Origin of the sequence: Pseudomonas sp. 14P_8.1_Bac3 (assembly GCF_025466085.1) — a bacterium.
Lineage (GTDB): Bacteria > Pseudomonadota > Gammaproteobacteria > Pseudomonadales > Pseudomonadaceae > Aquipseudomonas.
In genome coordinates this window covers 318859-340921 of the sequence record NZ_JANLOD010000049.1, presented here as the reverse complement: position 1 = coordinate 340921, position 22063 = coordinate 318859, and the positions used below count along the sequence as shown (strand labels likewise).

The following is a 22063-nucleotide window of genomic DNA, read 5'->3' as shown; positions in this document are numbered from 1 at the left end:
CTCTGTGACTTCGAGAAAAGCCCAGCGCAACAAGTTCGTTTTTTCAGTCGCCCATGGTAGGTTGTACGACGACTGATGAATCACAACCCGACCCATCATTCGGTCACCCACAACAACAAGGAATCACCCATGACTAACGTGAAAGTGCTGATTGGTTTTCTGTGCCTGTTCAGTGGCTACGTCGCCGCCTCCCCGTCCGCGGGCGAGAACGATTTGGCCAAGGCCGTCGACAACCTGACCCAGGCCATGCTGAAAAAGAACATCCCGGCGCTGAACGCGCTGACCGCCGACAACCTGACCTACGGGCACTCCAGCGGAAAAATCCAGAACAAGCAGGAATACATCGCCGACATCGAAACCGGCCGCAGCGCTTTCAAAACCCTGGAGATGCAAAAACAGACCATCACCCTGTCCGGTGACGTCGCGTTGGTGCGCAACCATTTCTCCGCCCAGGCGCTGAACGGCGATCAAGTGGTTCCGACCGAAATCGAGAACTTCCAGATCTGGCAGAAACAGAAAGGCAAGTGGCTGCTGGTCGGGCGTCAGGCGTTCAAGTTCTGATTTCCATTTCCTGCAGGAGCGAGGCTGGCCGGCGAAGGGGCCGTCACATTCAACATTGATGTTGGTTGATACAACGCCATCGAGCAAGCTCGCTCCTACAGGGGATTGGCGGGGTGGCTGAATCCTGGGCCCACCGCAGATCCCTGTGGGGATAGTCCTGGCCAAAGCGCTGTTTGTACCAACGATGCACCCGTGCCTGGTTCTTGAATTCGATGTCCGCGCCGAGGTCCTGGAAAACTGCTCGCGCCGCCAGGATGACGGTGTTTTCGGCCTCCCACGATTCATCTTCGTCGAAATAGAACACATCGTAATCCTTGATACCCCAAGCGGCAGGCCGGCCGGATTGATGATTCCACACTGCCTGAAACAAACAGCCGGCTGTCAGCATGCATTGGCTAAGACCCAGCTCAGGCAAACGGCGGGCGATCTCGGCATTGACCGGGTTGGTCATGGCGAGGCTCCGTGCTCGGTGGTAAATCCTTGAGGGCAAACGATACATTAAAAAGGTTTTTTGCAAGACCGATTACCCGGGACACACGGCGTAAAAACCATTATCTGCTAATGTTTTCCAACCTTGTCCGACCGCTCATGGAACACCCTATGACCACCCAAATGCCTCTGGATAACGCCGCCGCTGAACCGCAAGCCGTCGGTCAATCGATTACCAGCAGCGCACTGTTTATGGTGGCTACGCTGAAACCCGGCGCTGACGCGGCCAGCAAAGTGCGGGCCTGGTGCGCAGACATCGCCGCCCTCACCCGCTCGGTCGGTAAACGTGTGCCCACGGGCAATCTGTCGTGCATCTGCGGCTTTGGTTCTACCGCGTGGGACACCTTGTTCGGCCAACCGCGCCCTGCGTCGTTGCACGGGTTTCGCGAGTTTGGCCCCGAGGGCCGTCGGGCGATGGCAACGCCTGGCGATATTCTGCTGCACATCCGTGCGGACCAGATGGACCTGTGTTTCGAACTGGCGACGCAGTTGTGTTCAGCACTTGGCGATTCGGTTTCAGTCATCGATGAAGTCCAGGGGTTTCGTTATTTCGACATGCGCAGCATCATCGGCTTCGTCGATGGCACCGAAAATCCGGTCGGCCGCAAAGCGGTCGACTTCACCATCGTGGGTAATGAAGATCCGTCATTCAGCGGTGGCAGCTACGTGCTGGTGCAGAAGTACCTGCACAACATGACCGCATGGAATGCGTTATCCGTCGAAGCGCAGGAACGGGTCATCGGGCGGACGAAACTGTCCGATCTCGAACTCGATGAATCGGTCAAGCCAAGCTCGTCGCACAGCGCGTTGACGACCATTACCCAGGACGGGCAGGAAGTGAAGATCCTGCGCGACAACATGCCCTTTGGGCGGCCGGGCGCCGGTGAGTTCGGCACCTACTTCATCGCCTATGCGCGCTCGCCTGCGCCCATTGAGCAGATGCTCGAGAACATGTTTGTTGGCAGGCCCTCAGGCAACTACGACCGCTTGCTCGACTTCAGCAGCGCCGTGACCGGAGGATTGTTTTTCGTCCCGTCAGCAGACTTGCTCGAAGCGTTGGCTGATCGTCAGCCCTAGAGCGCTACTGAGCGCTGCGGCTGCTTTTGAACGCTTCACGGCGCGCCTGGCGCTCCGCCCGATACGCTGCGCTCTGCTCACTGATCAGTTCGTCACGGCGCAGCACTTCACCGCAGTGATCACACAACGGGCCCAACCCGGCGGGCTCGCCACAGGTCTTGTGGGTGTACACCACCGCCCACCCCTCTTCCTGCGATTTGCACCAGGTTTCGCCCCAGGCGCGCAATGCCAGCACCACCGAGTAGAAGGCCTGGCCCTTGGCGCTCAGGTGGTACTCGTAACGTGGCGGCCGCTCGTTGTACAGGCGGCGTTCGATCAGGCCGTCGGCTTCCAGGTTTTTCAGGCGGGTGGCGACCATTTGCGGGGTGCCGCCGGTCTGCGCCTGGATCTCGTCGTAGCGATGACTGCCCATGAACAGCTCACGCAGGACCAGCACGGTCCAGCGGTCACCCACGATCGCCTCGGCCCGGGCAATCGGGCACAGCGTTTCGGGAATGGTGGTGTTTGTCGACATACGGACTTGCCTCTTTCACTGTTACTATGATTATCATATCAACACGATACCGAGGCAAGTCTCGGCACCGGTCATTCATCTTTTCGTGGAGCACTTCGTCATGTCGAACGCCCTTTATCCGCTGAACCGGACCGCCTACCTGCTGGTCGATCCGTACAACGATTTCCTCTCGGAAAACGGCAAGGTCTTCCCCCTGATCGAGCCGATCGCCGAGCAAGTCGGCCTGCTCGACAACCTGCGCGCCCTCGACCGCGCGGTGCGGGCCCAGGACATTCCGGTCGTCATCGTACCGCACCATCGCTGGGAACACGGCGACTACGACGGCTGGGATCACCCGACACCGACCCAGTGCAAGATCATGCACATGCACCACTTCGCCCGTGGTGAATGGGGCGGTGAATGGCACCCCGATTTCGCGCCGAAGGACGGCGACATCGTCGTCCAGGAACATTGGGGCTCCAGCGGTTTTGCCAATACCGACCTCGATTTTCGCCTCAAGCAGAAAGGCATCACCCACGTGATCATCGTCGGTTTGCTGGCCAATACCTGTATCGAAGCAACCGCTCGCTACGCGTCCGAACTGGGTTACCACGTCACCCTGGTGCGTGATGCGACCGCCGCGTTCCGCCCGGAAATGATGCACGCCGCCCATGAGCTGAATGGCCCGACGTTCGCCCACTCGATCGTGACGACGAACGAACTCATCGCCACCCTCACAGGCCAGGAGTGACCGCCGATGAAACTGACAGGACACCTGATCATCGGTGCGCATGATGTGCCGGCGACCGAAGGGACGATGCAAGCGCTGAACCCCGCGTCCCAGCAACTGATCGAACCGGACTTCGCCTTGGGTGGCGCCGCGCAAGTCCACCAGGCCGCGATCCTCGCCGACGAAGCATTCGACAGTTACAGCCACACCTCGCTCAGCCAGCGCGCGGCGTTCCTCGAGAGCATTGCGGACAATCTTGAGGCCGTGCGCAAAGAGCTTGCGGGCCGCGCGGCGCTCGAAACGGGTCTGCCGCAAGCGCAGCTCGAAGGCGAAGCCACCCGCGCCGCCACGCAGTTTCGTCAATTTGCCGAAGTGGTGCGCAGAGGCCGCTTCCTGCAACTGGCCATCGATCCGGCCCAGCCGGATCGTCAACCGCGTCCACGCATGGACCATCGCCTGCAGAAAATCGCCATTGGCCCGGTGGCGATTTTCGGCGCGAGCAACTTTCCGATTTCCTATTCGGTGGCCGGCGGCGATACCGCGTCGGCGCTGGCCGCCGGTGCGACCGTGATCCTCAAGGCGCACAACGCCCATCCCGGCGCCTCGGAAATCCAGGCGCGGGCGATCCAGAAAGCGGTGCTGGACCACGGCCTGCACGAGGGGGTTTTCTCGATGGTGCGCGGCAGCGGCAACACCATCGGTGAGGCGCTGGTCGATCATCCGCTGATCAAGGCGGTGACGTTCACCGGTTCGGAACAGGGCGGCATGGCCCTGTATCGCCGTGCGCAACAGCGGCCCGATCCGATCCCTGTGTTTACTGAAATGACCAGCATCAACCCGACGTTCATCCTGCCGGCTGCGTTGGCCGAGCGCGGGGCGCCGATCGGCGATGGGTTTATCGAGCGCATGCTGGTCAACGTCGGGCAAGCCTGCCTCAAGCCCGCCTTGCTGATCGCGATCAAAGGCCCGGGCCTGGACGCGTTACGCAACGCCATGGTCAAACGCGTATCCGACGCCGCCGCGCGGACAATGCTGACGCCGGGGATTCATGCGTCGTACCTCAACGGCCTCGCTGCTTTGGAGAACGCCGGTGCACGTCGCATTGCTGAAGGCGCTGTCGCCAACGCCGATTTTGACGGCCAGGCGGCGTTGCTTGAGGTCGCCGGCCAACACTTCCTCAGCGAAGCGGTGCTGTCGCAGGAGGTGTTCGGTCCTTCCGCGCTGCTGGTGACGGTCGACAATGATGCGGAACTGATCGCCGTGGCGCGCTCGCTGCAGGGCCAGCTCAGCGCCACCCTGCACCTTGAGGCACACGATCTTCCGCTGGCCCAACGCTTGCTGCCGGTACTGGAGCGTCGCACCGGGCGCATTGTTGTCAACGCCTTTGCTCATCCGCAGGAAGTGACCGACGCCACCGTCCACGGCGGACCGTTTCCGGCCACGTCGGACAGTCGCTTTACTTCGGTGGGCATGACGTCGATCGAACGCTTCTTGCGTCCGGTGGCTTATCAGGGCTTCCCGGACGCGCTGTTGCCTGAGGCACTGCGAGAGGGCAATCCATTGCAACTGCCTCGACTCATGGACGGCCGATAGGTCTCAGGGATCGACTTGAGCCAGCAGTTCCGGGATGGTCTCCGGGCGATTGGCATAGCGCTGTGCAAGGACCGCGCAGACCATCAGCTGAATCTGGTGAAACAGCATCAGGGGCAGGATCAGTACGCCAATGGTGCTGCCGGCGAACAACACCTGGGCCATGGGCACACCGGTCGCCAGGCTTTTCTTCGAACCGCAGAACAGGATGGTGATGCGGTCTTCCTGATTGAAGCCAAAGGCTTTGCCCAGCACGGTGGACGCCAGCAGGACCAGGCCCAGGACGACACAGCAGGCGACCACCAGACCGGCCAACTCCCAGAGCGGAATCTGGTGCCAGATGCCTTCGTTCACCGCTTCGCTGAACGCGCCATAGACCACCAGCAGGATCGAGCCCTGGTCGACGAACTTCAACCAGCTCTTGTTGCGCGCGACCCAGGCACCAATCCAGCGCCGGGCGATCTGGCCGGCAATGAACGGTAGCAACAGCTGCACGCTGATCTTCAGGATTGCATCGAGGGTCGAACCGCCTTCGCCGTGCACGTTGAGGAGCAACGTTACCAGCAACGGCGTCAGGAAAATCCCGAACAGGCTGGAAGCCGCCGCACTGCAAATCGCCGCCGGAATATTGCCCCGCGCCAGGGAGGTGAATGCGATTGCCGACTGGACCGTGGCAGGCAGCGCGCAGAGATAGAGCATGCCCATGTACAGATCGTCGCCGATCAGCGGCGACAGCAGCGGTTTGAGGGCCAGGCCGATCAGCGGGAACAGGATGAACGTCAGGCTGAACACCAGCAAATGCAAGCGCCAGTGGCCCGCGCCGGCGATGATCGATTCACGGGACAGTTTGGCGCCATGCAGGAAAAACAGCAGGGCGATGGCGCTGTTGGTCAGCCAGCCAAACCCGACCGCGACCTGGCCACTGGCGGGCAGCAGACTGGCGAGCACGACCACGCCGATCAGGGTCAGGGTGAAGTTGTCGGGGAGGAAACGGGGGCGGGTCATGGGCAGCATCCGGCGGTTGCGAGGAACGGTGATGCTGACTCTATCGTGCCTGGTGGTTTCCGACTAACGCTAGTAAGCCAGTAGATGTCGGCTAACGGACACACTGGAGTTTGCCAGGCCTGTTGGATAAACCTTTTTGCCTGTAGGAGCGAGCACGCTCGCGATGGTGGATAACGATAACGCGGGCTGCCTGAATGCCCGTGTCGGTTGACACTCCATCGCGAGCCTGCTCGCTCCTACAGGTTTTTGCGTGATTCCGATCACGCGATACATGCCTTGTGGACCACTCAATCATCCTCTTGCAACTTGATCCCACGGGCATGCAGCAGATGCGGCACCACCAGCACCAGCAGCGTCAACGCCAGAAACGCCGCAGAAATCGGTTGTGTCAGGAATACCGTCCAGTCGCCCTCGCTGATCGACAACGCATTGCGCAGTTGTTTCTCCGCCATCGGCCCCAGCAACATGCCAACGATCACCGGCGCAACGGGGAAATCGAAACGGCGCATCAGCACCCCGCCCCAACCGATCGCCAGCATCAGCAACAAATCGAATGAAGAATGGCGCATGCCATACACACCAATGGTCGCGAACACCAGAATCCCGGCATTCAGGTAAGGCCGGGGGATCTGTAGAAGTTTGACCCACAGCCCCACCAACGGCAGGTTCAGCACCAGCAGGATGACGTTGCCGATATAAAGCGACGCCACCAGGGTCCAGACCAGTTCGCCCGAGGTTTCAAACAGCAGCGGCCCCGGTTGCAGGTTGTAGTTCTGGAACGCCGCCAACAGGATCGCCGCGGTGGCGGACGTCGGGATGCCAAGCGTCAGCAGCGGCACCAGCGAGCCAGTCGCACTGGCGTTGTTGGCCGCTTCCGGACCGGCGACACCCTCAATGGCACCCTCCCCCTTGCTGGCGGCAAATTCCTTCGGGTATTTGCTGAGTTTGCGCTCGGTCGAATAGGACAGGAATGTCGGAATTTCCGCGCCACCTGCCGGGATCGAGCCAAAGGGGAAACCGATCAGCGTGCCGCGCAACCAGGCCGGCACCGAGCGTTTCCAGTCGGCGCGGGTCATCCACAGCGAGGTCAGGCGGTGCCGGCCGCTCGCCTCTTCTTTCTGATACAGCAGGCTGTACAACGCCTCGCCCACGGCAAACAACCCGACCGCCACCAGCACCACTTCAATCCCATCGACCAACTCCGGCACGCCCAGAGTGTATCGAGCAATACCCGAAGTTGAATCCAGGCCGATCAGGCCCACGGTCAAGCCAATGCCCAATGATGCAAAGCCGCGCAACATCGAGGCCCCGAGCACGGCGGACACCGTGGTGAACGACAGCACCAGAATCGCGAAGTACTCCGCAGGACCAAATTTCAGCGCCAGTTTCGCCACAATCGGCGCGAACAGGGTCAGCAGGATCGTGGCAATCGTGCCGGCGACAAACGAACCAATGGCCGCCGTCGCCAACGCCGGTCCCGCCCGGCCGTTACGGGCCATGAGGTTGCCTTCCAGGGCCGTGACCATGGACGACGACTCCCCCGGCGTATTGAGCAAAATGGAAGTCGTGGAGCCGCCGAACTGCGCGCCGTAGTAAATGCCGGCGAACATGATCAGCGCGCCGGTGGGATCGACCTTGGCCGTAATCGGCAACAACAACGCCACCGTCAGCGCCGGACCGATCCCCGGCAATACGCCGATGGCGGTGCCGAGCAGGCAGCCGATGAACCCCCACATCAGATTGATCGGCGTCAGCGCCGAGGAAAAACCCATGGCCAGGCTTGCGAGAATATCCACCCTGTTGATCTCCTTCGGCCCGGTCAGATCCAGACGTTGACAAGCGGTGGAAGGGAAACCCCCAGCCCGGCATTGAACAGCCAATAGATCGGCAGCGTCAGGGCGACACCGATGGCGAGATCACGCAACGGATGGCGACTGCCAAAGCCCCGCGCGGAGCAGGCGAACAACAGAGCCGCCGCAAGGACGAAGCCGATGAGATTGATCAGTGCGGCCACGCCTATCAGGCCGCCCGTCACCCAGGCCACCCCCGCTTTGCCACCGGGCAACACCTTGGCGGACTCGTCGTCGTGAGTGGCCAGCTCACGAAAACCACCCGTGACCGCCTGATAGCTCAGCACCGCGCCCACCCCCGCGAGGAATGCCGCGACAGCGTACGGATACACATCCGCACCGAGAATGACGAAGCCCATTTCTTCGGGGAACAAAAAGGCGCCGTACGCCAGTACGACGCTGATGACGATCACGCCGATGCCGATCGCCAACTGCACCGGCACAATTGGGCGGGACGGAGTCATTTCGCAACCAGCCCGACCTCGACCAGCATCGCGCGCAGCCGCACATGCTCGGCGTCGACGAACTTGCCGAATTCGTCACCGGTCAGGACGTTGGCTGACCATTTGTTGGTTTCGATATTGTCTTTCCAGACGTTGCTATCGGCGGCGGCCACTACCGCGTCGGTCACTTCCTTGCGCTGCTCGGGCGTGAGGCCCGCGGCACCGTAGACACCGCGCCAGTTGCCGATGACCACGTCGTACCCGCTTTCCTTGAGCGTCGGCGCATCGATGCCGGCAATGCGCTCCGGTGCGCCGATGGCGAGCACGCGGAACTGATCGTTCCTGATGTACTGACCCAGTTCGGCGTAACCGCCGGTGATCACCTTGATCTGCCCGCCCAGGGCCTGCGCCACCACTTCACCACCGCCGGCGAAGGCCACGTAATTGACCTTGTTCACCGGGACGCCCATTTTCGCGGCCAATTCGGCGATGCCGATGTGATCGATAGAACCCTTGGAGCCGCCGCCCCAGGAAATACTCGTCGGTTTTTCCTTGAAGGCTTTCAGCAGGTCGTCCAGGGTTTTGAATTCGGACTCCTTGCGTACGGCAATCACGTTGTATTCGGTAAACAGGCGAGCAATCGGCGTGACGTCCTTCAACGTAATCTGCGGGTTGTTCTGCTCGATGCCGGTGACCATGATCGCGCCAACCACCAGCAACGCGTTCGGGTCGCCCTTGGTGCTGTTGGCGAACTGCGCCAGGCCCAGCGTGCCCCCTGCCCCGCCCTTGTTTTCGAACGTGGCGGACTTTGCCACCTTGGCTTCGATCAAGGCTTTGCCCAGGATCCGGGCCGTCTGGTCGTAGCCGCCACCGACCGAACCGGGGGCCATGAATTTGACCGTGTCGAGTGCGGATGCAGGTGCCGCGAGAGCCGTGGCAGTGACCACCACAGCCAGGTAAAGGGCGGATCGACGTAACAAAGCGAACATGCGTTTTCTCCCAGGACTCTTGTTTTTATGGGGCACCGGTTGCACGTCGCTCAGGGCCGCGACCCTGAGCGTCAAACTTCCATCTCGGAATAAGCGTAGGCCATGGTTAGAATGGCGACACACAACAGTGAATCACTTCATTTCAGGAAGGCATCTGCATGGCCGATTCCCGTGCTCATGAGCGCAGCAGCGCGTGGTCGGTGTTTATCATTTTCTTGCGTCTGGGCCTGACGTCTTTTGGCGGCCCCATCGCGCACCTGGGCTATTTTCGCGAGGAGTTCGTCACACGCCGACGCTGGCTGAGCGAGCGCAGCTACGCCGACCTGGTGGCGCTGTGTCAGTTCCTGCCGGGGCCTGCCAGCAGTCAGGTCGGCATTGCCCTGGGCCTGTCTCGGGCGGGATACCGCGGAGCGCTGGCCGCATGGGCCGGCTTCACCTTGCCGTCAGCCGTTGCGCTGATCCTGTTCGCACTGGGTATTTCCCGCCAAGGATCCGCGCTCTCGCCCGGCGCGTTACACGGACTGAAAGTGGTGGCCGTCGCGGTGGTCGCTCAGGCGGTGTGGGGCATGGCGCGCAAGCTGTGCACGGACGGCACACGCGTCACCGTCATGATGATCGCCGCCTGCGTTGTCCTGCTCGAGCGGTCCGCCTGGGCGCAGGTCAGCGTGATTGCCGTCGCTGGCGTCGCGGGTCTACTCCTTTTCAAGCCCACGCAGGCTGCCGGGCATGACGTTCTGCCCATTACTGTTGGGCGGCGAGCTGGCGCTGTGTGGCTATCGCTGTTCTTTGCCCTGCTGATCGGCCTGCCACTCTTGAACCAGCTCGTGCCGAATCAAACCCTTGCCATGGTGGAAGCCTTCTACCGCACCGGTTCATTGGTGTTTGGCGGCGGCCACGTGGTGCTGCCACTGCTGCAGGCGGAAGTGGTGCCTTCGGGGTGGGTCAACAATGATGCCTTCCTCGCCGGTTATGGCGCCACGCAGGCTGTTCCCGGCCCGCTGTTCACCTTCGCCGCGTTCCTCGGCGCCTCGATGAACCTTGCGCCCTCGGGCTGGATTGGCGGGTTGATCGGCCTGCTGGCGATCTTCGCCCCGTCCTTTCTGCTGATCCTCGGTGCCCTGCCGTTTTGGGAACGGTTACGTCATAGCCAACGCGCCCGGGCCGCACTGATCGGGGTCAACGCCGCGGTGGTCGGGCTGTTGCTGGCCGCGCTCTATCAGCCGGTGTGGACCAGCGCCATTCTCAACGCGCAAGACTTCGGCCTGGCCTTGATCGCGCTGGTGGCCTTGATGTTCTGGAAGCTGCCGCCGTGGCTGGTGGTGATCGGCTGCGGGGTCGCGGGATGGTTGTTGAGCTTCAGCGGATAGCCCTTCCTCGAGTCGCCCCCTTGCAACCCGAGGAACAGGCACCCCGCGTCAGGTATTGGTTTTCAGCTTGGTCCACAGGCGCGTGCTCAATCGCGCAATCGCCGCTGGCAGTTCTTCGACGGTGAACAGCTTGTCCAGCACGCTTTTCGGCGGATAAATCGCCAGGTCCTGCTTCACTGCCGGGGTCACGTACGGATCCGCCGCCAGGTTGGGGTTGGCGTAATGGATGCTGTTGCTGATGTTGGCAATGACGTGTGGGTCCAGCAGGTAATTCATGTAGGCGTAGCCGTTCTTCTCGTGCGGTGCGCTTTTCGGCATCACCACCATGTCGAACCACAGGGTCGAGCCTTCGTCAGGGATCGAATAGGCGATATCGATGCCGTTATTGGCGTCCTTGGCGCTGGCGGCGGCCTGGACGACGTCGCCGTTGAAACCGATCACCGCGCAGACGTTGCCGTTCGCCAGGTCGCTGATGTACTTGGACGCGTGGAAATATTGCACGTATGGCCTGATTTTCAGCAGCGCCTGCTCGGCTTTCTTGTAGTCCGCCGGTTCGTGGCTGTGGGGTGGCAGCCCCAGGTAGTTGAGGGTGATCGGCAGGACCTGAGTCGGGTTGTCGATGATCGCCACGCCGCACTGGCTGAGCTTCTTGATGTTCTCCTCGTCGAAAAACAGCTTCCAGGAATGGGTGACGTCGGTGTTGCCGAAAATGGCCTTGATCTTCTCGACGTTGTAGCCAATCCCCGCCGTGCCCCACATGTACGGATAGCCGTACTGGTTGCCGGGGTCATTGACTTCGAGTTTTTTCATCAATGCCGGGTCGAGGTTTTTCCAGTTGGGCAACTGGCTCTTGTCGAGCTTCTGAATGGCGCCGGCTTTGATCAGGCGCGACAGAAAATGGTTCGACGGGCTGACCACGTCGTAGCCGGTATTGCCGGTCATCAGTTTCGATTCCAGCACTTCGTTGCTGTCATGGATGTCGTAAATCGCCTTGATCCCGGTTTCCTTGGTGAAACTAGGCAACGTGTCGTCGGCAATGTAACTGTTCCAGTTGGAAATATTGACGACTTCATCTGCACAGGCAGCGGCCGATAAAGTGGTCAGTACGACCATCAGGGGAAGTGTGTTCATGCGCATGTTCAATCACCTGGTTGATGAGCTTTTGTTGTTTTTTTGATCGTCGGGTTGTCTAGATTTCTGTTCTGGCCCTGACCGCCTCCACACGCATACGAAGCATGGCACCGATATCCAGTAACGGCCGCGGCGGCAGCCAGCCCGGCTGGGCTCGGCGCATCACCGATTCGAGAAGTGGCGAGTCAGCGCCGGAGGACATTTGCGCCAGCAACCGGCCCCACAGCGTGCCGCGCGCGACACCCGAGCCATTGCAGCCGGCCACGGCGAACACGCCCTCTTCGACCTTGCCGAAATAAGGCTGGCCGCTGCGCGAAGCGCTCAAATGGCCGGTCCAGGTGTACTGGATGTCCTGCTCGCCGAGGAACGGAAAGCGCCGCTGCAAACCCAGCACGTGGTGTTTACGCCGATGCAGCAGCTCGCTGTTGCTCAGGTCGCGGGAACGGTATTCCGCGGTGTTGCGAATCATCACCCGACGATCCGGAGTCAGCCGCACCGTGGCGCCGAGTGGCCGGGTAGAGAGCACGCCCCACGGCTCGACAGCGCCGATGGACTGGAACTCTTCATCACTCAACGGTCGCGTGAGGCTGGCGCTGAGTTCCATCGGGAAGGTGGCGCTGTCGTCGATCCCGGCACGGGGAATGAAGGCGTTCAGGCACACCAGCACCTGCTTGGCTTCGATGTTGCCGACGCTGCCAGTGGCGCGAATTCGTCCTTGCCCCAGACGTTCCAGCCCCGTGATATCGGTGTTTTCGAAGACGGTGACGGTTTCCGGCAACGCCTCCAGCAGGCCTTTCACGTACTTCGCCGGTTGCAACAGCGCGTTGCCCTGGCCACACCAGATCGCGGCCTGATAGTGCCGGGTGCCAAGTATTTGATTCAGCGGTTCGCCGTGCAAAAACTGCGCGGAGGCGCCGACGGCGCGCAACGTCGCCAGTTTGGCCTCGACGTCTGTCAACTTGCCCGGATCGCTGACGGCGAAGAAATAGCCGGCATCGCGGAAGTCGCACTCAATGCCATGACGGGCGATGCGCTGGCGAACCTCGTCACTGGCGGCGCGTGAAATCGCGGTATCCACCTCATAACCGGCAAAGCCGCGGTGCCCGATCAGCTCATCCCGGGTCGGATGTTCATGGCCAACCACGAAGCCGGAATTGCGCGCCGAAGCACCCTGGGCCGCACGCTGCCGGTCAACCACCACGATCCGCGCCTGAGGGTGCATTTCTGCAAGCGAGTGCGCGGCACTCAGCCCGGTGATACCGGCACCGATAATCAGCCAGTCGGCTTTTTCCGTGCCATTGAGAGGACGGCGCGCGGGTGAACTACCCGCCTGCGCAATCCAGCCACATTCATTGGTCATGCCACACCTCAATTCGACTGTCATTCGGCGAGCGATGCCAGAATCGCATGCTGGTTTTCCAAAGATGCTCGCCAGAGCTAGAATCTATAAGGCCTGTGGTGATACAACCAACGTTATAAACTCATCGAGTCATTCAGAAATCGCATGGATAAAATTCGCCACGTTCCCTCGCTCCAGGCCTTGCAGGCGCTGGTGGAAGTCTCCGACTCGGGCAGCTTCACCCAGGCGGCGCTCCGGCTGTGCCTGACACAAAGTGCGGTCAGCCGGAAGATTCAGCTGCTGGAGAGTCATTTTGGAGTGCCGATGTTTGTGCGCAACAGCCGCAATGTCGCGCTGACAGCGGAAGGCGAGCAGGTGCTGGGCACTGCGCGCACTATCCTCGCGCAACTGAAAACCCTGGAGGATCGGCTCGCCCCGCAGGAGCGGCCGTTCCGTATCCGCATGCATGTGTCGCTGGCCGTGCGCTGGTTGCTGCCGAAGTTGAGCGAGTTCTATCGAAGTCATCCGGAGGTTTCGCTGTCGATCGAAACCGTGGCGACGGAAGTGGTAGAGCCTGCCGCCGACAGTGATGCCTACATTCTCTATCTGCCCGATCCGTCGAGTGATCCGGATTGCCTGACGCTGTTCAAGGAAGCGCTGGTGCCGGTGTGCGCCCCCGGCCTGGGTCATTCGACGCGGCCACTGGCGTCGGTGCAGGACTTGGTAAATTTTCCGTTATTGCATCGCTCGGCAGACCGGAATGACTGGTTTCAGTGGCTTTCAGCCAATGATGGCGGGCCGCTGGAGGATTACCGGCACATTCCGTTCAACCTCGATGAACTGGCGCTGGATGCTGCGGCGCGGGGATTGGGCGTGGCGATGACGGACCGGACACTGGCGGGGGAATCGATTGAACGGGGGCTGCTGGTCATTCCATTCGGGCCGGCGTTGGAAACCCGGGGAGTCTACGCGCTGAACCTGCAACCTGCAGCGGCAGCGCATCCGGCCTGCGCGCTGGTCCTGCACTGGTTTGCGCAGCAGGCCGAACAGGCTACGGCCAAGCCTTAGGTGCCTCCGCCCACACCTTCCACCGCATTGGAAAACGCCACGCCGGCCTCCCGCACCAGCTTGCGCCATTCAGCGCTGCTGATCAGCCCGGCCCGTTCCATCTCATCGGCGGCCTTGAGCAACTCGTCGTATTGCTCCTCCACATCCATGCGGATCTCGGGCGTCGCGAGGAGTTTGTACCAGGCCGCCAGAGATTGACGTCGCAGATCGTCGGTCATGGTCAAATCCCCAAAGTTAGTCATTGTTTGGAAATTCACGCGCGGGTGACCGTTCCCTGCGCCCGACATACGGCAAACCAGCACAATCCCCTGTAAGAGCGAGCATGCTCGCGATGGTCGTCAACGATAACGCGGGAAACCAGATGCCCCGCGGCGCTCTCAGGTTTTTCGCGAGCATGCTCGCTCCTACAGAGGCTCCGGGCGCAGGGCAGAAATCGCTTACGGGATCTAAAAATCCGAAGCCGAAATGGCAAAAAACTCCACCCCCCTTGAGCACTTTCGACATAGGCCAACATCGACCTCGCCCCTAGACTCTTTCCCCCATGACAGCGCCAACCGCGCACCAGACCGAACCAGGGAAACCCACATGAACCCATCCGACATTTACGTCATCAGCGCCGTCCGTTCCGCCATCGGCAGTTTTGGCGGTTCGCTCAAGGACGTGCCGCCGATTCAACTGGCGACGGACGTCTGCCGCGCCGCCATCGAACGCTCCGGGCTGGCGCCTGAGCACATCGGCCATGCGGTGATGGGCCACGTCATCCCGACCGAAGCACGTGACGCTTACATTTCCCGCGCGGTGGCGATGAATGCCGGGCTGCCGAAAGAGACGCCGGCCTTCAACGTCAACCGCCTCTGCGGCTCCGGTTTGCAGGCGATTGTCAGTGCCGCACAAAGCCTGATGCTGGGTGATGCCGGCGCCGCGCTGGCCGGTGGCGTCGAGTCCATGAGCCGTGGCGCGTACCTGTTGCCGCAAGCCCGCTGGGGCGCGCGCATGGGCGACATGCAGGCGATCGACTACATGCTCGGCGTGCTGCAAGACCCGTTTGCCGGTTTCCACATGGGTATCACCGCGGAAAACATCGCCGAGCGCTACGGCATCAGCCGCCAGGCCCAGGATGAATTGGCCATGCTCAGCCAGCAGCGCGCAGCGCGAGCGATTGCCGAAGGCCGGTTCGACAGCCAGATCGTGCCGATCGAAGTGGCGTCGCGCAAAGGCACCGTGACGTTCGCCACCGACGAACACGTGCGTGGCGAGGTCAATGCCGAACAACTGGCGAAGATGAAGCCGGCCTTCAAGAAAGACGGCAGCGTCACCGCCGGCAACGCCTCCGGCCTCAATGACGGCGCGGGCGCGCTGATCCTGGCCACCGGCGAAATGGTGCGTGCCCAGGGCCTCAAGCCGATGGTCCGGCTGGTCGGCTACGCCCACGCCGGTGTCGAGCCGGAACTGATGGGCCTCGGTCCGATTCCAGCCACCCGCCTGGTCCTGAAACGCGCCGGCCTGAGCGTAGCCGACCTGGACGTCATCGAATCCAACGAAGCCTTCGCCGCCCAAGCCTGTGCCGTGGCGCAGGAGCTGGGCTTCGATCCGGAGAAGGTCAACCCGAACGGTTCGGGAATCTCGCTGGGCCACCCGGTCGGCGCCACCGGCGCGATCATTGCGACCAAAGCCATCCACGAGCTGATCCGCGTCCAGGGCCGTTATGCCCTGGCGACCATGTGCATCGGCGGCGGCCAGGGCATCGCCGTGTTGTTCGAACGCGTCTGACGCCCCCTGCCCCGCTCCACGGGGCAGGTCACACGTGCCTTCTGTAGGAGCGAGCGTGCTCGCGATGGACTCAAGAACGCCGCGTTCAACCAGGAAACGCGCGTGATCGTTTATCACCATCGCGAGCACGCTCGTCCTGCGGCCCCCACGAATCAAACTATTGACCTAACCTCATAGGCTGGATGACTAACCACAGAGTCAGGCACGCCTATGCGCCATGCACTGAGAGCCATGATCCTCGTCGCGCTCACGCTTTTCGGAGCGGGCCCCGGGATGCTCTCGGCGGCAGACCTCGCGGACGCTTCCGCGCCTCGATCAGCCGCCGCGGTCCTCACCGTTTCCCCGAGCGATCTCCAGGCATTGCAGCTCCGCCTGGACAGCCTCAAACAGCAAATCTCGGTGGTGGACAACTACAATCAGCTGGAAGGCCCTCAGGACCAAGTCCAGATGTTCCTGCTGGACATCGATCGTCTGACCGCCTCGGTGCTTCCCCTGCAGACCCAGCTGCGCACGCAACTCGGCGTGCTCGGGCCGGTTCCCGACACTGAAGCTGCGTCCGAACAGTCCGAGATCGCCACGCAACGAGCGACGCTCACCGAGCAAAAGAACAAGGTCGACGCGACCCTCAAAACCCTGACTGCGCTGAAAACCAGTGCGACCGACCTGCTCACCCAGATCGCCGGCCTGCGACGCAACCTGCTGGAAAACGAACTGACCCTGAGCACCCGAAGCATCCTCAATCCCGGTTTCTGGTCACCGCTGTTCAACCCGTCAATGGATGACCGGCTGCGCTTCAAGACGTTTTTCGACCAGGCGGCTGAGGTCGTCAAAGCGGCATGGCAACCCGGCCAGCGCCTCATCACCAGCGTCCTGCTGCTGCTCGCGCTGGTCATCTGGACGCTGGGCCGCCGGGTCGCCGAACGCGGCCTGACCTGGCTGTGCATCCACCGCATGCCGGAAGGACGCTTGCGCCGCAGCTCCCTTGCGTTGGCGTCGGTGCTGGCTACGGTGCTGACCGTCGGCCTGGCCCTGCAACTGCTGTTCTATACCATCACGCGCCAAACAGACCTGACGCCGATGCTGACGACGTTCTCCCAGGAATTCGAAAAAGTCGCCTACACCTGCGTGCTGATCACTGCGCTGAGCCGCGCCCTGTTGTCCACGCATCACCCTTCCTGGCGGCTGCCGATGATGGCCGATGCGGTGGCGCTGACACTGAAACCGTTTCCCAGGATTCTGGCCGGCACCCTGCTGGTATTGGTGACGGTGATCCAGATCACCAATGCCACCGGCATGAGCAGCGGGGTCGTGATCGCCGGCCGCGGGATCGTCGCGCTGATCGTCGCGTGCATTTTCATTGTGTTGCTGGTGCGCACCGGCAAGGTCCGAAGATCCGTCGCAGCCACCGGCACCGCCGCCGAAGCGGGCACCACCTTCGCCGGGCTGATCTACAGCTTTGCCAGCCTGGCGATGTTTGTGTGCCTGGTCGCGCTGCTGACCGGTTACGTGTCCCTCGCCAGGTTCATCACCTATGAACTGGTCTGGGGCTTCATCATTCTTTCTGGTTTCTACCTGCTGATTCAGTGTTTCAGGGATGCCTGCGAGTACCTGTTCTCCACCAAAAGCGCGAGCGGCAAGGCGCTCAAGCAGATGCTGGGCATCGAAGACCGTCGCCTTGAGCAGATCTCGATCATTCTGTCAGGAGCCGGTCGGGCCGGGCTGTTGCTCCTGGCGATCATCACGCTGTTCGTTGGCGGTATCGGCACGACCCTCGGTCAACTGCTCACCAACGTTTTTTCCATTCTCGGCGGCGCCGGGCTGCGCAAGCTCAACATCATCCCCGGTCACTTGCTCAATGCCGCGCTGGCCCTGTTGATCGGCATCTACCTGATTCGTACCCTTGGCCGTTGGCTGGACAAGGAGTTCCTGCCGAAGACCGCCATGGACCCGGGCATGCGCATGTCGCTTACCACGCTGTTTGCCAATATCGGCTACGCGTTGGTCATCCTGATGACCCTGTCGTCCCTGGGCGTGCAGTGGACCAACCTGGCCTGGATCGTCAGTGCGTTGTCGGTGGGGATTGGCTTTGGTTTGCAGGAGATCGTCAAGAATTTCGTCTCCGGCCTGATCCTGTTGACCGAGCGCCCGGTGAAGGTCGGCGACCTGATCAGCATCAGTGGCGTCGAGGGTGACATCCGACGAATCAACGTGCGAGCCACGGAAATCCAGCTCAGCGACCGCTCGATCGTCATCGTCCCGAATTCGCAGCTGATCTCGCAGAACCTGCGCAACGTGACCTTGGGCGGAAGCGCCCAGGGAGTGGCGACACTCGAACTCACCTTCCCCCTGGACATCGACCCCGAACAGGTGAAAAACCTGCTCTACAACACCTATTGCGAGCACGAAACCATTCTGGAGAAACCGGCGCCGATGGTGCGGTTCAGCAAGCTTACGCCCGAAGGCATCACGCTGACCGTCACCGGCTACGTCGGCAGCCCGAGGATTGTCGGCGCCACCAAAAGCGACCTGCTGTTTGAAATCCTCAAGCGCCTGGGGGCCGCCGGCATCGAACTGGCGAAGCCGGCACCCACGGTGTGAATCAGTGGGCGATGCACACTGATTTCAGCTCGGTGTAGGCCTCGATCACCGCACGTCCGAACTCGCGGCCCATACCGGACTGCTTGACGCCACCAAATGGCATCGCCGGGTCGAGCAGCACGTGAGCGTTGACCCAAACGGTGCCGGCTTCGATGCGCGGCACCAGGTTCATGGCTTTGCCGAGGTCGTTGGTCCACAGGCTGGCGGCCAGGCCGTAACGGTTGTCGTTGGCCAGGGCGATCACCGCGTCTTCGTCATCGAACGGCATCACCCCCAGCACCGGCCCGAACACCTCTTCACGCGCCACCGCCATGCTGTGGTCGATGTCTGCCAGAATCGTCGGCTGCACATAGAAGCCCTCGCCTTCCAGCAACTCGCCACCGGACACCACACGCGCGCCTTCGCGGCGAGCCAGCTCGATGTGTTTCAGCACGCTTTGCTGCTGTTTGCGCGACACCAGCGGGTTGATCGCCGCGTCACCGTTCATGCCCGCGCCGATCGGCATCGCCGAAACTGCAGCGGCGAGTGCTTCGACGAACTGATCGTGGATCGAGCGATGCACGTAGAAGCGCGACGCCGCGGCGCAGACCTGACCGTTGTTCAGCAGGCCGCCGAGGATCGCGCCCTGCACCGCTTTTTCGATGTCGGCATCGGCGAGCACGATCATCGGGTTCTTGCCGCCCAGCTCCAGCGAGAACCGCGTCATGTTTTCCATGCACGCCACGCCGACGCTTTTGCCCACCGCCGTGGAGCCGGTGAAGGACACCTTGCTCACCAGCGGGTGCGCCGTCAGCACGCCGCCCACCGAAGCACCGCCGCCGGTCACGACGTTGAACACGCCCGCCGGAATGCCCGCTTCCAGCGCCAGTTCAGCCAGGCGCATGGCGGTCAACGGGGTTTCCATCGCGGGTTTGATGATGACGGTGCAGCCGGTGGCCAGCGCCGGCATCAGCTTCCAGGCGGCGATCAGCAGCGGAAAATTCCACGGCACGATCCCGACAACGACACCGACTGGCTCGCGCTTGGTGAACGCGGTGAACTTCGCGCCCGGTGGCAGCGGGATCGACACGTCGAAGGTCTGCCCTTCGATCTTGGTCGCCCAACCGGACATGTAGCGCATGAACTCCACGGTGGCATTCAAGTCCAGCGCACGGGCCATGTTGATCGACTTGCCCTGGCTCAGGGTTTCCAGCTGCGCCAGTTCTTCGGCGTGCGCTTCAACCAGACGGGTGAAGTTCAGCAGGATGCGTTCGCGGTCCGCCGGGCGCAAACCCGACCAGACCCCGGACTTGAAAGCCTTATGGGACGACTGCACGGCTTGCTCGACCACTGCCAGCGGCGCGTCGAGGGTTTCGCACAGAGTTTGTCCGGTCGCCGGGTTGACCACGGCAATGGTCTGCCCCTCGGCGAACACCCATTCGCCGTCGATGAAGCAGCCATGGCGGCGGTCCAGAAATGCAGCAACCTGCGGCAGGATTTCAACGTTGCTCATAAATCACCTTTGGTTCAGACGCGTTGTTCAGCCGGAATACCGGTTGATTACTGTTGTTCTTTGAGGAAACACGCGACCGCCTGACGGTCGTCCGCCGAGGCCAGGCCCATGTAAGGCATGTAGGTCCCCGGCACGAAGGCCTGGGGCTGGGTGATGAGTTGCGCGATGGTCTCGGCCTGCCAGGTGATGTCCTTGGTGCGCATCGCCTGGGAATAGTTGAAGCCTTCCAGCGAGCCGGATTTGCGTCCGACCACACCCGCCAGGTTCGGTCCCATCATTCCCGTCGTGCCTTTAGTCACCGAGTGGCAGACCGCGCATTCATTGGCAAAGACCTGGGCGCCATGGCCCTGATCGGGCGCGCAGTCGGCGGCCAGCGCGGTGTGCGCCAGGGTGAGTGAGAGCAGACCGATGAGGGGCAAGCGCAGCGAGGTGACCATAGGGAAACGACCTTGAAAATCCGCGCTCGTCAGTTGAGCGCTAACACGGGAATGCCGACGCAGCGGAGCATCGGCAGGGTTGCGACGGATTGTCGACGGTCAGTGGCGCGTGGGTTTTGCCCTGCGTGCCAGTCGTATTGGCGAGGCTGCCAAACCGGGCTTTTTGGCAAGCACAGCCAACTCTTTGGCAACCACACAAAAGGCCGGGAAAGTTCCGCGCCTTAGTATCGAAAAAGACCGCAAACCTGCGATCAAGAACAAGAACGGATGCCACACCATGCTCAAGTCCCCCTTGCTTCGCCTCTCTACCCTCGCGCTGATGATCAGCGCTGGCCAGGCCAGCGCCTACGAACTCTATGCCGATGACGACAGTCACCTGAACGCCACGCTGGAAGCGGTATTCGGCATTTTCCACAGCCAGGAAAACTACGCGCTCTCGGGTCGTCTCAACGAAGGCTCCTCGTCGTGGCGCGAGGGCTACATCAAATATGGCCTGGCCTTCGACAAGGGCCTGGGCGGCGCGGGCACTGCGTATGGCGCAGCGAATCTGCTCAGCTCCGGCAGCTGGGGCGACGGCGATGCCGCGGGTTTCAGCGACGGTTCGGAGCGCACCACCAAATTCGAAGACGCCTACCTCGGCTGGCGTTCGAAAGATCTGTTTCCGGTGCTGGGGGCTGACGGTATCGACCTGTCCTTCGGCCGACAGAACATCGTGGTGGGCGACGGCTTCCTGATCGATGGCGACGCGCTGAACATGGGCAAGGGCCTGGCCGATGGCGAGTTCAACCGTGGCGGCGCCTACTGGCTGGCCGCGCGCAAGGCGTTCGACGAGACAGCCGTGTTGCGCATCGGTGGCAAGGAAGGCTGGCGTGGCGACCTGATGTGGTTGAAATCCGACAACCGTGCCCAGGCCAAGACCGAGATGTATGTCGGCACCCTGGAGCATGTGTCCGACGTCGGCACCGTTGGCTTGACCTACATCGACACCACCGATGTCGACGAGCAATACGCCTCGCCGATTCAAACCGAACGCGACGGCATGAAGACCTACAGCCTGCGCGCCACCGGTAACGCCGGGTTCAAGGACCTGTTCCTTTCCGGCGAATACGCCAAGCAGGACAAACCGCACACCTCGACCGAAGACGCCTGGTACCTGGAAGCCGGCTGGACCTTTTCCGACGTGGCCTGGGCACCGTATGTCAGTTACCGCTACAGCCGTTTCTCGGAAGGTTACGACACGCTGTTCTACGGTTTCAGCCGTGGCTTCGGCACCTGGTTCCAGGGTGAAGTGGCGGGCAACTACGCCGGCCCGTTCAACTCGAACGCACGCATCCAGCAAGTCAAGTTCACGGTCTCGCCGCTGGAGAACCTGACCGTCGGCGCGATGTACTTCAACTTCGACACCATCGACCGCAACCTGGGCAACGCCGATGGCCACGAGGCCGACCTCTACGCCGAATGGCACGTCAACGAGCACCTGAGCATCATGCCGTTGATCGGTCTGTTCCAGCCGGACAAGAGCGCCGATCAGGGCGGAACGCAGTTGGGCAACAACGACAAGAACCTCTACAGCCAGGTGATTTTCGCCACGACGTTCTAAGCCCCACGCGATCCCTGTAGGAGCGAGCTTGCTC

19 protein-coding genes and 2 pseudogenes are annotated in these 22063 nt (G+C 61.8%); 10 read left to right on the top strand and 11 right to left on the bottom strand.

Features of this window, described 5'->3' with window-relative positions:
* Positions 1-129 precede the first annotated feature (129 nt).
* Positions 130-561 (top strand): nuclear transport factor 2 family protein, encoded by a 432-nt coding sequence (locus NTD84_RS15845; RefSeq protein ID WP_262167175.1) that lies wholly within the window; start codon positions 130-132, stop codon positions 559-561.
* Positions 562-709: 148 nt separating this feature from the next.
* Here NTD84_RS15845 and NTD84_RS15840 read toward each other — a convergent pair.
* Positions 710-1012 (bottom strand): annotated as a pseudogene (locus tag NTD84_RS15840) (nucleotidyltransferase family protein); the annotation flags it as partial.
* Positions 1013-1161: 149 nt separating this feature from the next.
* Between NTD84_RS15840 and NTD84_RS15835 the strand changes: the two are divergent.
* Entirely contained in the window at positions 1162-2127 is a 966-nt protein-coding gene (locus tag NTD84_RS15835; RefSeq protein WP_410017356.1) for a Dyp-type peroxidase, read from the top strand.
* A 4-nt stretch (positions 2128-2131) separates the two neighbouring features.
* Here the strand turns inward: NTD84_RS15835 and NTD84_RS15830 are convergent, their stop codons facing one another.
* Positions 2132-2641, bottom strand: a complete 510-nt coding sequence (locus NTD84_RS15830) for a winged helix-turn-helix transcriptional regulator (RefSeq protein ID WP_262167174.1) — start codon at positions 2639-2641, stop codon at positions 2132-2134.
* A 100-nt stretch (positions 2642-2741) separates the two neighbouring features.
* On the opposite strand from NTD84_RS15830, the gene NTD84_RS15825 reads away from it, so the two are divergent.
* Both NTD84_RS15825 and NTD84_RS15820 read left to right on the top strand, forming a co-directional pair.
* Positions 2742-3371 carry an isochorismatase family cysteine hydrolase gene (locus tag NTD84_RS15825; protein ID WP_262167173.1) on the top strand — a complete coding sequence of 210 codons (630 nt, stop codon included), beginning with the start codon at positions 2742-2744 and terminating at the stop codon, positions 3369-3371.
* 6 nt (positions 3372-3377) lie between these two features.
* A complete protein-coding gene (locus NTD84_RS15820) occupies positions 3378-4943 on the top strand; it encodes an aldehyde dehydrogenase (NADP(+)) (protein WP_262167172.1) in 1566 nt (521 codons plus the stop codon).
* A 3-nt stretch (positions 4944-4946) separates the two neighbouring features.
* Here the strand turns inward: NTD84_RS15820 and NTD84_RS15815 are convergent, their stop codons facing one another.
* The 4 genes from NTD84_RS15815 to NTD84_RS15800 form a co-directional block, all read right to left on the bottom strand.
* Positions 4947-5945, bottom strand: a complete 999-nt coding sequence (locus tag NTD84_RS15815) for a bile acid:sodium symporter family protein (RefSeq protein WP_262167171.1) — start codon at positions 5943-5945, stop codon at positions 4947-4949.
* 287 nt (positions 5946-6232) lie between these two features.
* Entirely contained in the window at positions 6233-7741 is a 1509-nt protein-coding gene (locus NTD84_RS15810; protein WP_262167170.1) for a tripartite tricarboxylate transporter permease, read from the bottom strand.
* A gap of 23 nt (positions 7742-7764) precedes the next feature.
* Positions 7765-8259 carry a tripartite tricarboxylate transporter TctB family protein gene (locus NTD84_RS15805; protein WP_262167169.1) on the bottom strand — a complete coding sequence of 165 codons (495 nt, stop codon included), beginning with the start codon at positions 8257-8259 and terminating at the stop codon, positions 7765-7767.
* The gene (locus NTD84_RS15800; protein WP_262167168.1) at positions 8256-9227 is read right to left on the bottom strand and encodes a tripartite tricarboxylate transporter substrate binding protein; all 972 of its coding nucleotides are present in this window, start codon (positions 9225-9227) and stop codon (positions 8256-8258) included. The genes NTD84_RS15805 and NTD84_RS15800 overlap by 4 nt, the downstream gene beginning before the upstream one ends.
* A 158-nt stretch (positions 9228-9385) precedes the next feature.
* On the opposite strand from NTD84_RS15800, the gene chrA reads away from it, so the two are divergent.
* On the top strand, positions 9386-10594 hold the full coding sequence (gene chrA, locus NTD84_RS15795) for a chromate efflux transporter (RefSeq protein ID WP_262167166.1): 1209 nt from the start codon (positions 9386-9388) through the stop codon (positions 10592-10594).
* A gap of 48 nt (positions 10595-10642) precedes the next feature.
* Here chrA and NTD84_RS15790 read toward each other — a convergent pair whose 3' ends face one another.
* Together NTD84_RS15790 and NTD84_RS15785 are read right to left on the bottom strand one after the other, a co-directional pair.
* Positions 10643-11731 carry a polyamine ABC transporter substrate-binding protein gene (locus NTD84_RS15790; RefSeq protein ID WP_262167164.1) on the bottom strand — a complete coding sequence of 363 codons (1089 nt, stop codon included), beginning with the start codon at positions 11729-11731 and terminating at the stop codon, positions 10643-10645.
* A gap of 52 nt (positions 11732-11783) precedes the next feature.
* A complete protein-coding gene (locus NTD84_RS15785) occupies positions 11784-13085 on the bottom strand; it encodes an NAD(P)/FAD-dependent oxidoreductase (protein ID WP_262167163.1) in 1302 nt (433 codons plus the stop codon).
* 144 nt (positions 13086-13229) lie between these two features.
* Between NTD84_RS15785 and NTD84_RS15780 the strand changes: the two genes are divergently transcribed.
* The gene (locus NTD84_RS15780; RefSeq protein WP_262167161.1) at positions 13230-14132 is read left to right on the top strand and encodes a LysR substrate-binding domain-containing protein; all 903 of its coding nucleotides are present in this window, start codon (positions 13230-13232) and stop codon (positions 14130-14132) included.
* Here NTD84_RS15780 and NTD84_RS15775 read toward each other — a convergent pair.
* A complete protein-coding gene (locus NTD84_RS15775) occupies positions 14129-14350 on the bottom strand; it encodes a hypothetical protein (RefSeq protein ID WP_262167159.1) in 222 nt (73 codons plus the stop codon). The two genes, NTD84_RS15780 and NTD84_RS15775, sit on opposite strands and share 4 nt — an antisense overlap.
* Before the next feature lie 104 nt (positions 14351-14454).
* Here NTD84_RS15775 and NTD84_RS29905 point away from each other — a divergent pair.
* The 3 genes and pseudogenes from NTD84_RS29905 to NTD84_RS15765 all read left to right on the top strand — a co-directional run.
* Positions 14455-14541 (top strand): annotated as a pseudogene (locus NTD84_RS29905) (outer membrane lipoprotein carrier protein LolA); the annotation flags it as partial.
* 176 nt (positions 14542-14717) lie between these two features.
* On the top strand, positions 14718-15902 hold the full coding sequence (locus tag NTD84_RS15770; protein WP_262167156.1) for an acetyl-CoA C-acyltransferase family protein: 1185 nt from the start codon (positions 14718-14720) through the stop codon (positions 15900-15902).
* A gap of 210 nt (positions 15903-16112) precedes the next feature.
* On the top strand, positions 16113-18500 hold the full coding sequence (locus NTD84_RS15765) for a DUF3772 domain-containing protein (protein WP_262167154.1): 2388 nt from the start codon (positions 16113-16115) through the stop codon (positions 18498-18500).
* Between the two features lies 1 nt (position 18501).
* On the opposite strand, the gene NTD84_RS15760 is transcribed toward NTD84_RS15765, so the two are convergent.
* Both NTD84_RS15760 and NTD84_RS15755 read right to left on the bottom strand, forming a co-directional pair.
* The gene (locus NTD84_RS15760) at positions 18502-19992 is read right to left on the bottom strand and encodes an aldehyde dehydrogenase family protein (RefSeq protein WP_262167152.1); all 1491 of its coding nucleotides are present in this window, start codon (positions 19990-19992) and stop codon (positions 18502-18504) included.
* Positions 19993-20039: 47 nt separating this feature from the next.
* The gene (locus tag NTD84_RS15755) at positions 20040-20429 is read right to left on the bottom strand and encodes a c-type cytochrome (RefSeq protein ID WP_262167149.1); all 390 of its coding nucleotides are present in this window, start codon (positions 20427-20429) and stop codon (positions 20040-20042) included.
* Between the two features lie 277 nt (positions 20430-20706).
* Between NTD84_RS15755 and NTD84_RS15750 the strand changes: the two genes are divergently transcribed.
* A complete protein-coding gene (locus NTD84_RS15750) occupies positions 20707-22029 on the top strand; it encodes an alginate export family protein (RefSeq protein WP_262167147.1) in 1323 nt (440 codons plus the stop codon).
* The last annotated feature ends 34 nt before the right edge of the window (positions 22030-22063 follow it).

What these genes read in the sequence shown, in the direction of transcription:
- NTD84_RS15760 (WP_262167152.1), bottom strand. Translation starts at nt 19,992, where the DNA reads ATGAGCAACGTTGAAATCCTGCCGCAGGTTGCTGCATTTCTGGACCGC.
- NTD84_RS15790 (WP_262167164.1), bottom strand. Translation starts at nt 11,731, where the DNA reads ATGCGCATGAACACACTTCCCCTGATGGTCGTACTGACCACTTTATCG.
- NTD84_RS15825 (WP_262167173.1), top strand. Translation starts at nt 2,742, where the DNA reads ATGTCGAACGCCCTTTATCCGCTGAACCGGACCGCCTACCTGCTGGTC.
- NTD84_RS15755 (WP_262167149.1), bottom strand. Translation starts at nt 20,429, where the DNA reads ATGGTCACCTCGCTGCGCTTGCCCCTCATCGGTCTGCTCTCACTCACC.
- NTD84_RS15765 (WP_262167154.1), top strand. Translation starts at nt 16,113, where the DNA reads ATGCGCCATGCACTGAGAGCCATGATCCTCGTCGCGCTCACGCTTTTC.
- NTD84_RS15800 (WP_262167168.1), bottom strand. Translation starts at nt 9,227, where the DNA reads ATGTTCGCTTTGTTACGTCGATCCGCCCTTTACCTGGCTGTGGTGGTC.
- NTD84_RS15775 (WP_262167159.1), bottom strand. Translation starts at nt 14,350, where the DNA reads ATGACCGACGATCTGCGACGTCAATCTCTGGCGGCCTGGTACAAACTC.
- NTD84_RS15785 (WP_262167163.1), bottom strand. Translation starts at nt 13,085, where the DNA reads ATGACCAATGAATGTGGCTGGATTGCGCAGGCGGGTAGTTCACCCGCG.
- NTD84_RS15815 (WP_262167171.1), bottom strand. Translation starts at nt 5,945, where the DNA reads ATGACCCGCCCCCGTTTCCTCCCCGACAACTTCACCCTGACCCTGATC.
- NTD84_RS15770 (WP_262167156.1), top strand. Translation starts at nt 14,718, where the DNA reads ATGAACCCATCCGACATTTACGTCATCAGCGCCGTCCGTTCCGCCATC.
- NTD84_RS15780 (WP_262167161.1), top strand. Translation starts at nt 13,230, where the DNA reads ATGGATAAAATTCGCCACGTTCCCTCGCTCCAGGCCTTGCAGGCGCTG.
- NTD84_RS15805 (WP_262167169.1), bottom strand. Translation starts at nt 8,259, where the DNA reads ATGACTCCGTCCCGCCCAATTGTGCCGGTGCAGTTGGCGATCGGCATC.
- NTD84_RS15820 (WP_262167172.1), top strand. Translation starts at nt 3,378, where the DNA reads ATGAAACTGACAGGACACCTGATCATCGGTGCGCATGATGTGCCGGCG.
- NTD84_RS15845 (WP_262167175.1), top strand. Translation starts at nt 130, where the DNA reads ATGACTAACGTGAAAGTGCTGATTGGTTTTCTGTGCCTGTTCAGTGGC.
- NTD84_RS15835 (WP_410017356.1), top strand. Translation starts at nt 1,162, where the DNA reads ATGACCACCCAAATGCCTCTGGATAACGCCGCCGCTGAACCGCAAGCC.
- NTD84_RS15750 (WP_262167147.1), top strand. Translation starts at nt 20,707, where the DNA reads ATGCTCAAGTCCCCCTTGCTTCGCCTCTCTACCCTCGCGCTGATGATC.
- NTD84_RS15830 (WP_262167174.1), bottom strand. Translation starts at nt 2,641, where the DNA reads ATGTCGACAAACACCACCATTCCCGAAACGCTGTGCCCGATTGCCCGG.
- chrA (WP_262167166.1), top strand. Translation starts at nt 9,386, where the DNA reads ATGGCCGATTCCCGTGCTCATGAGCGCAGCAGCGCGTGGTCGGTGTTT.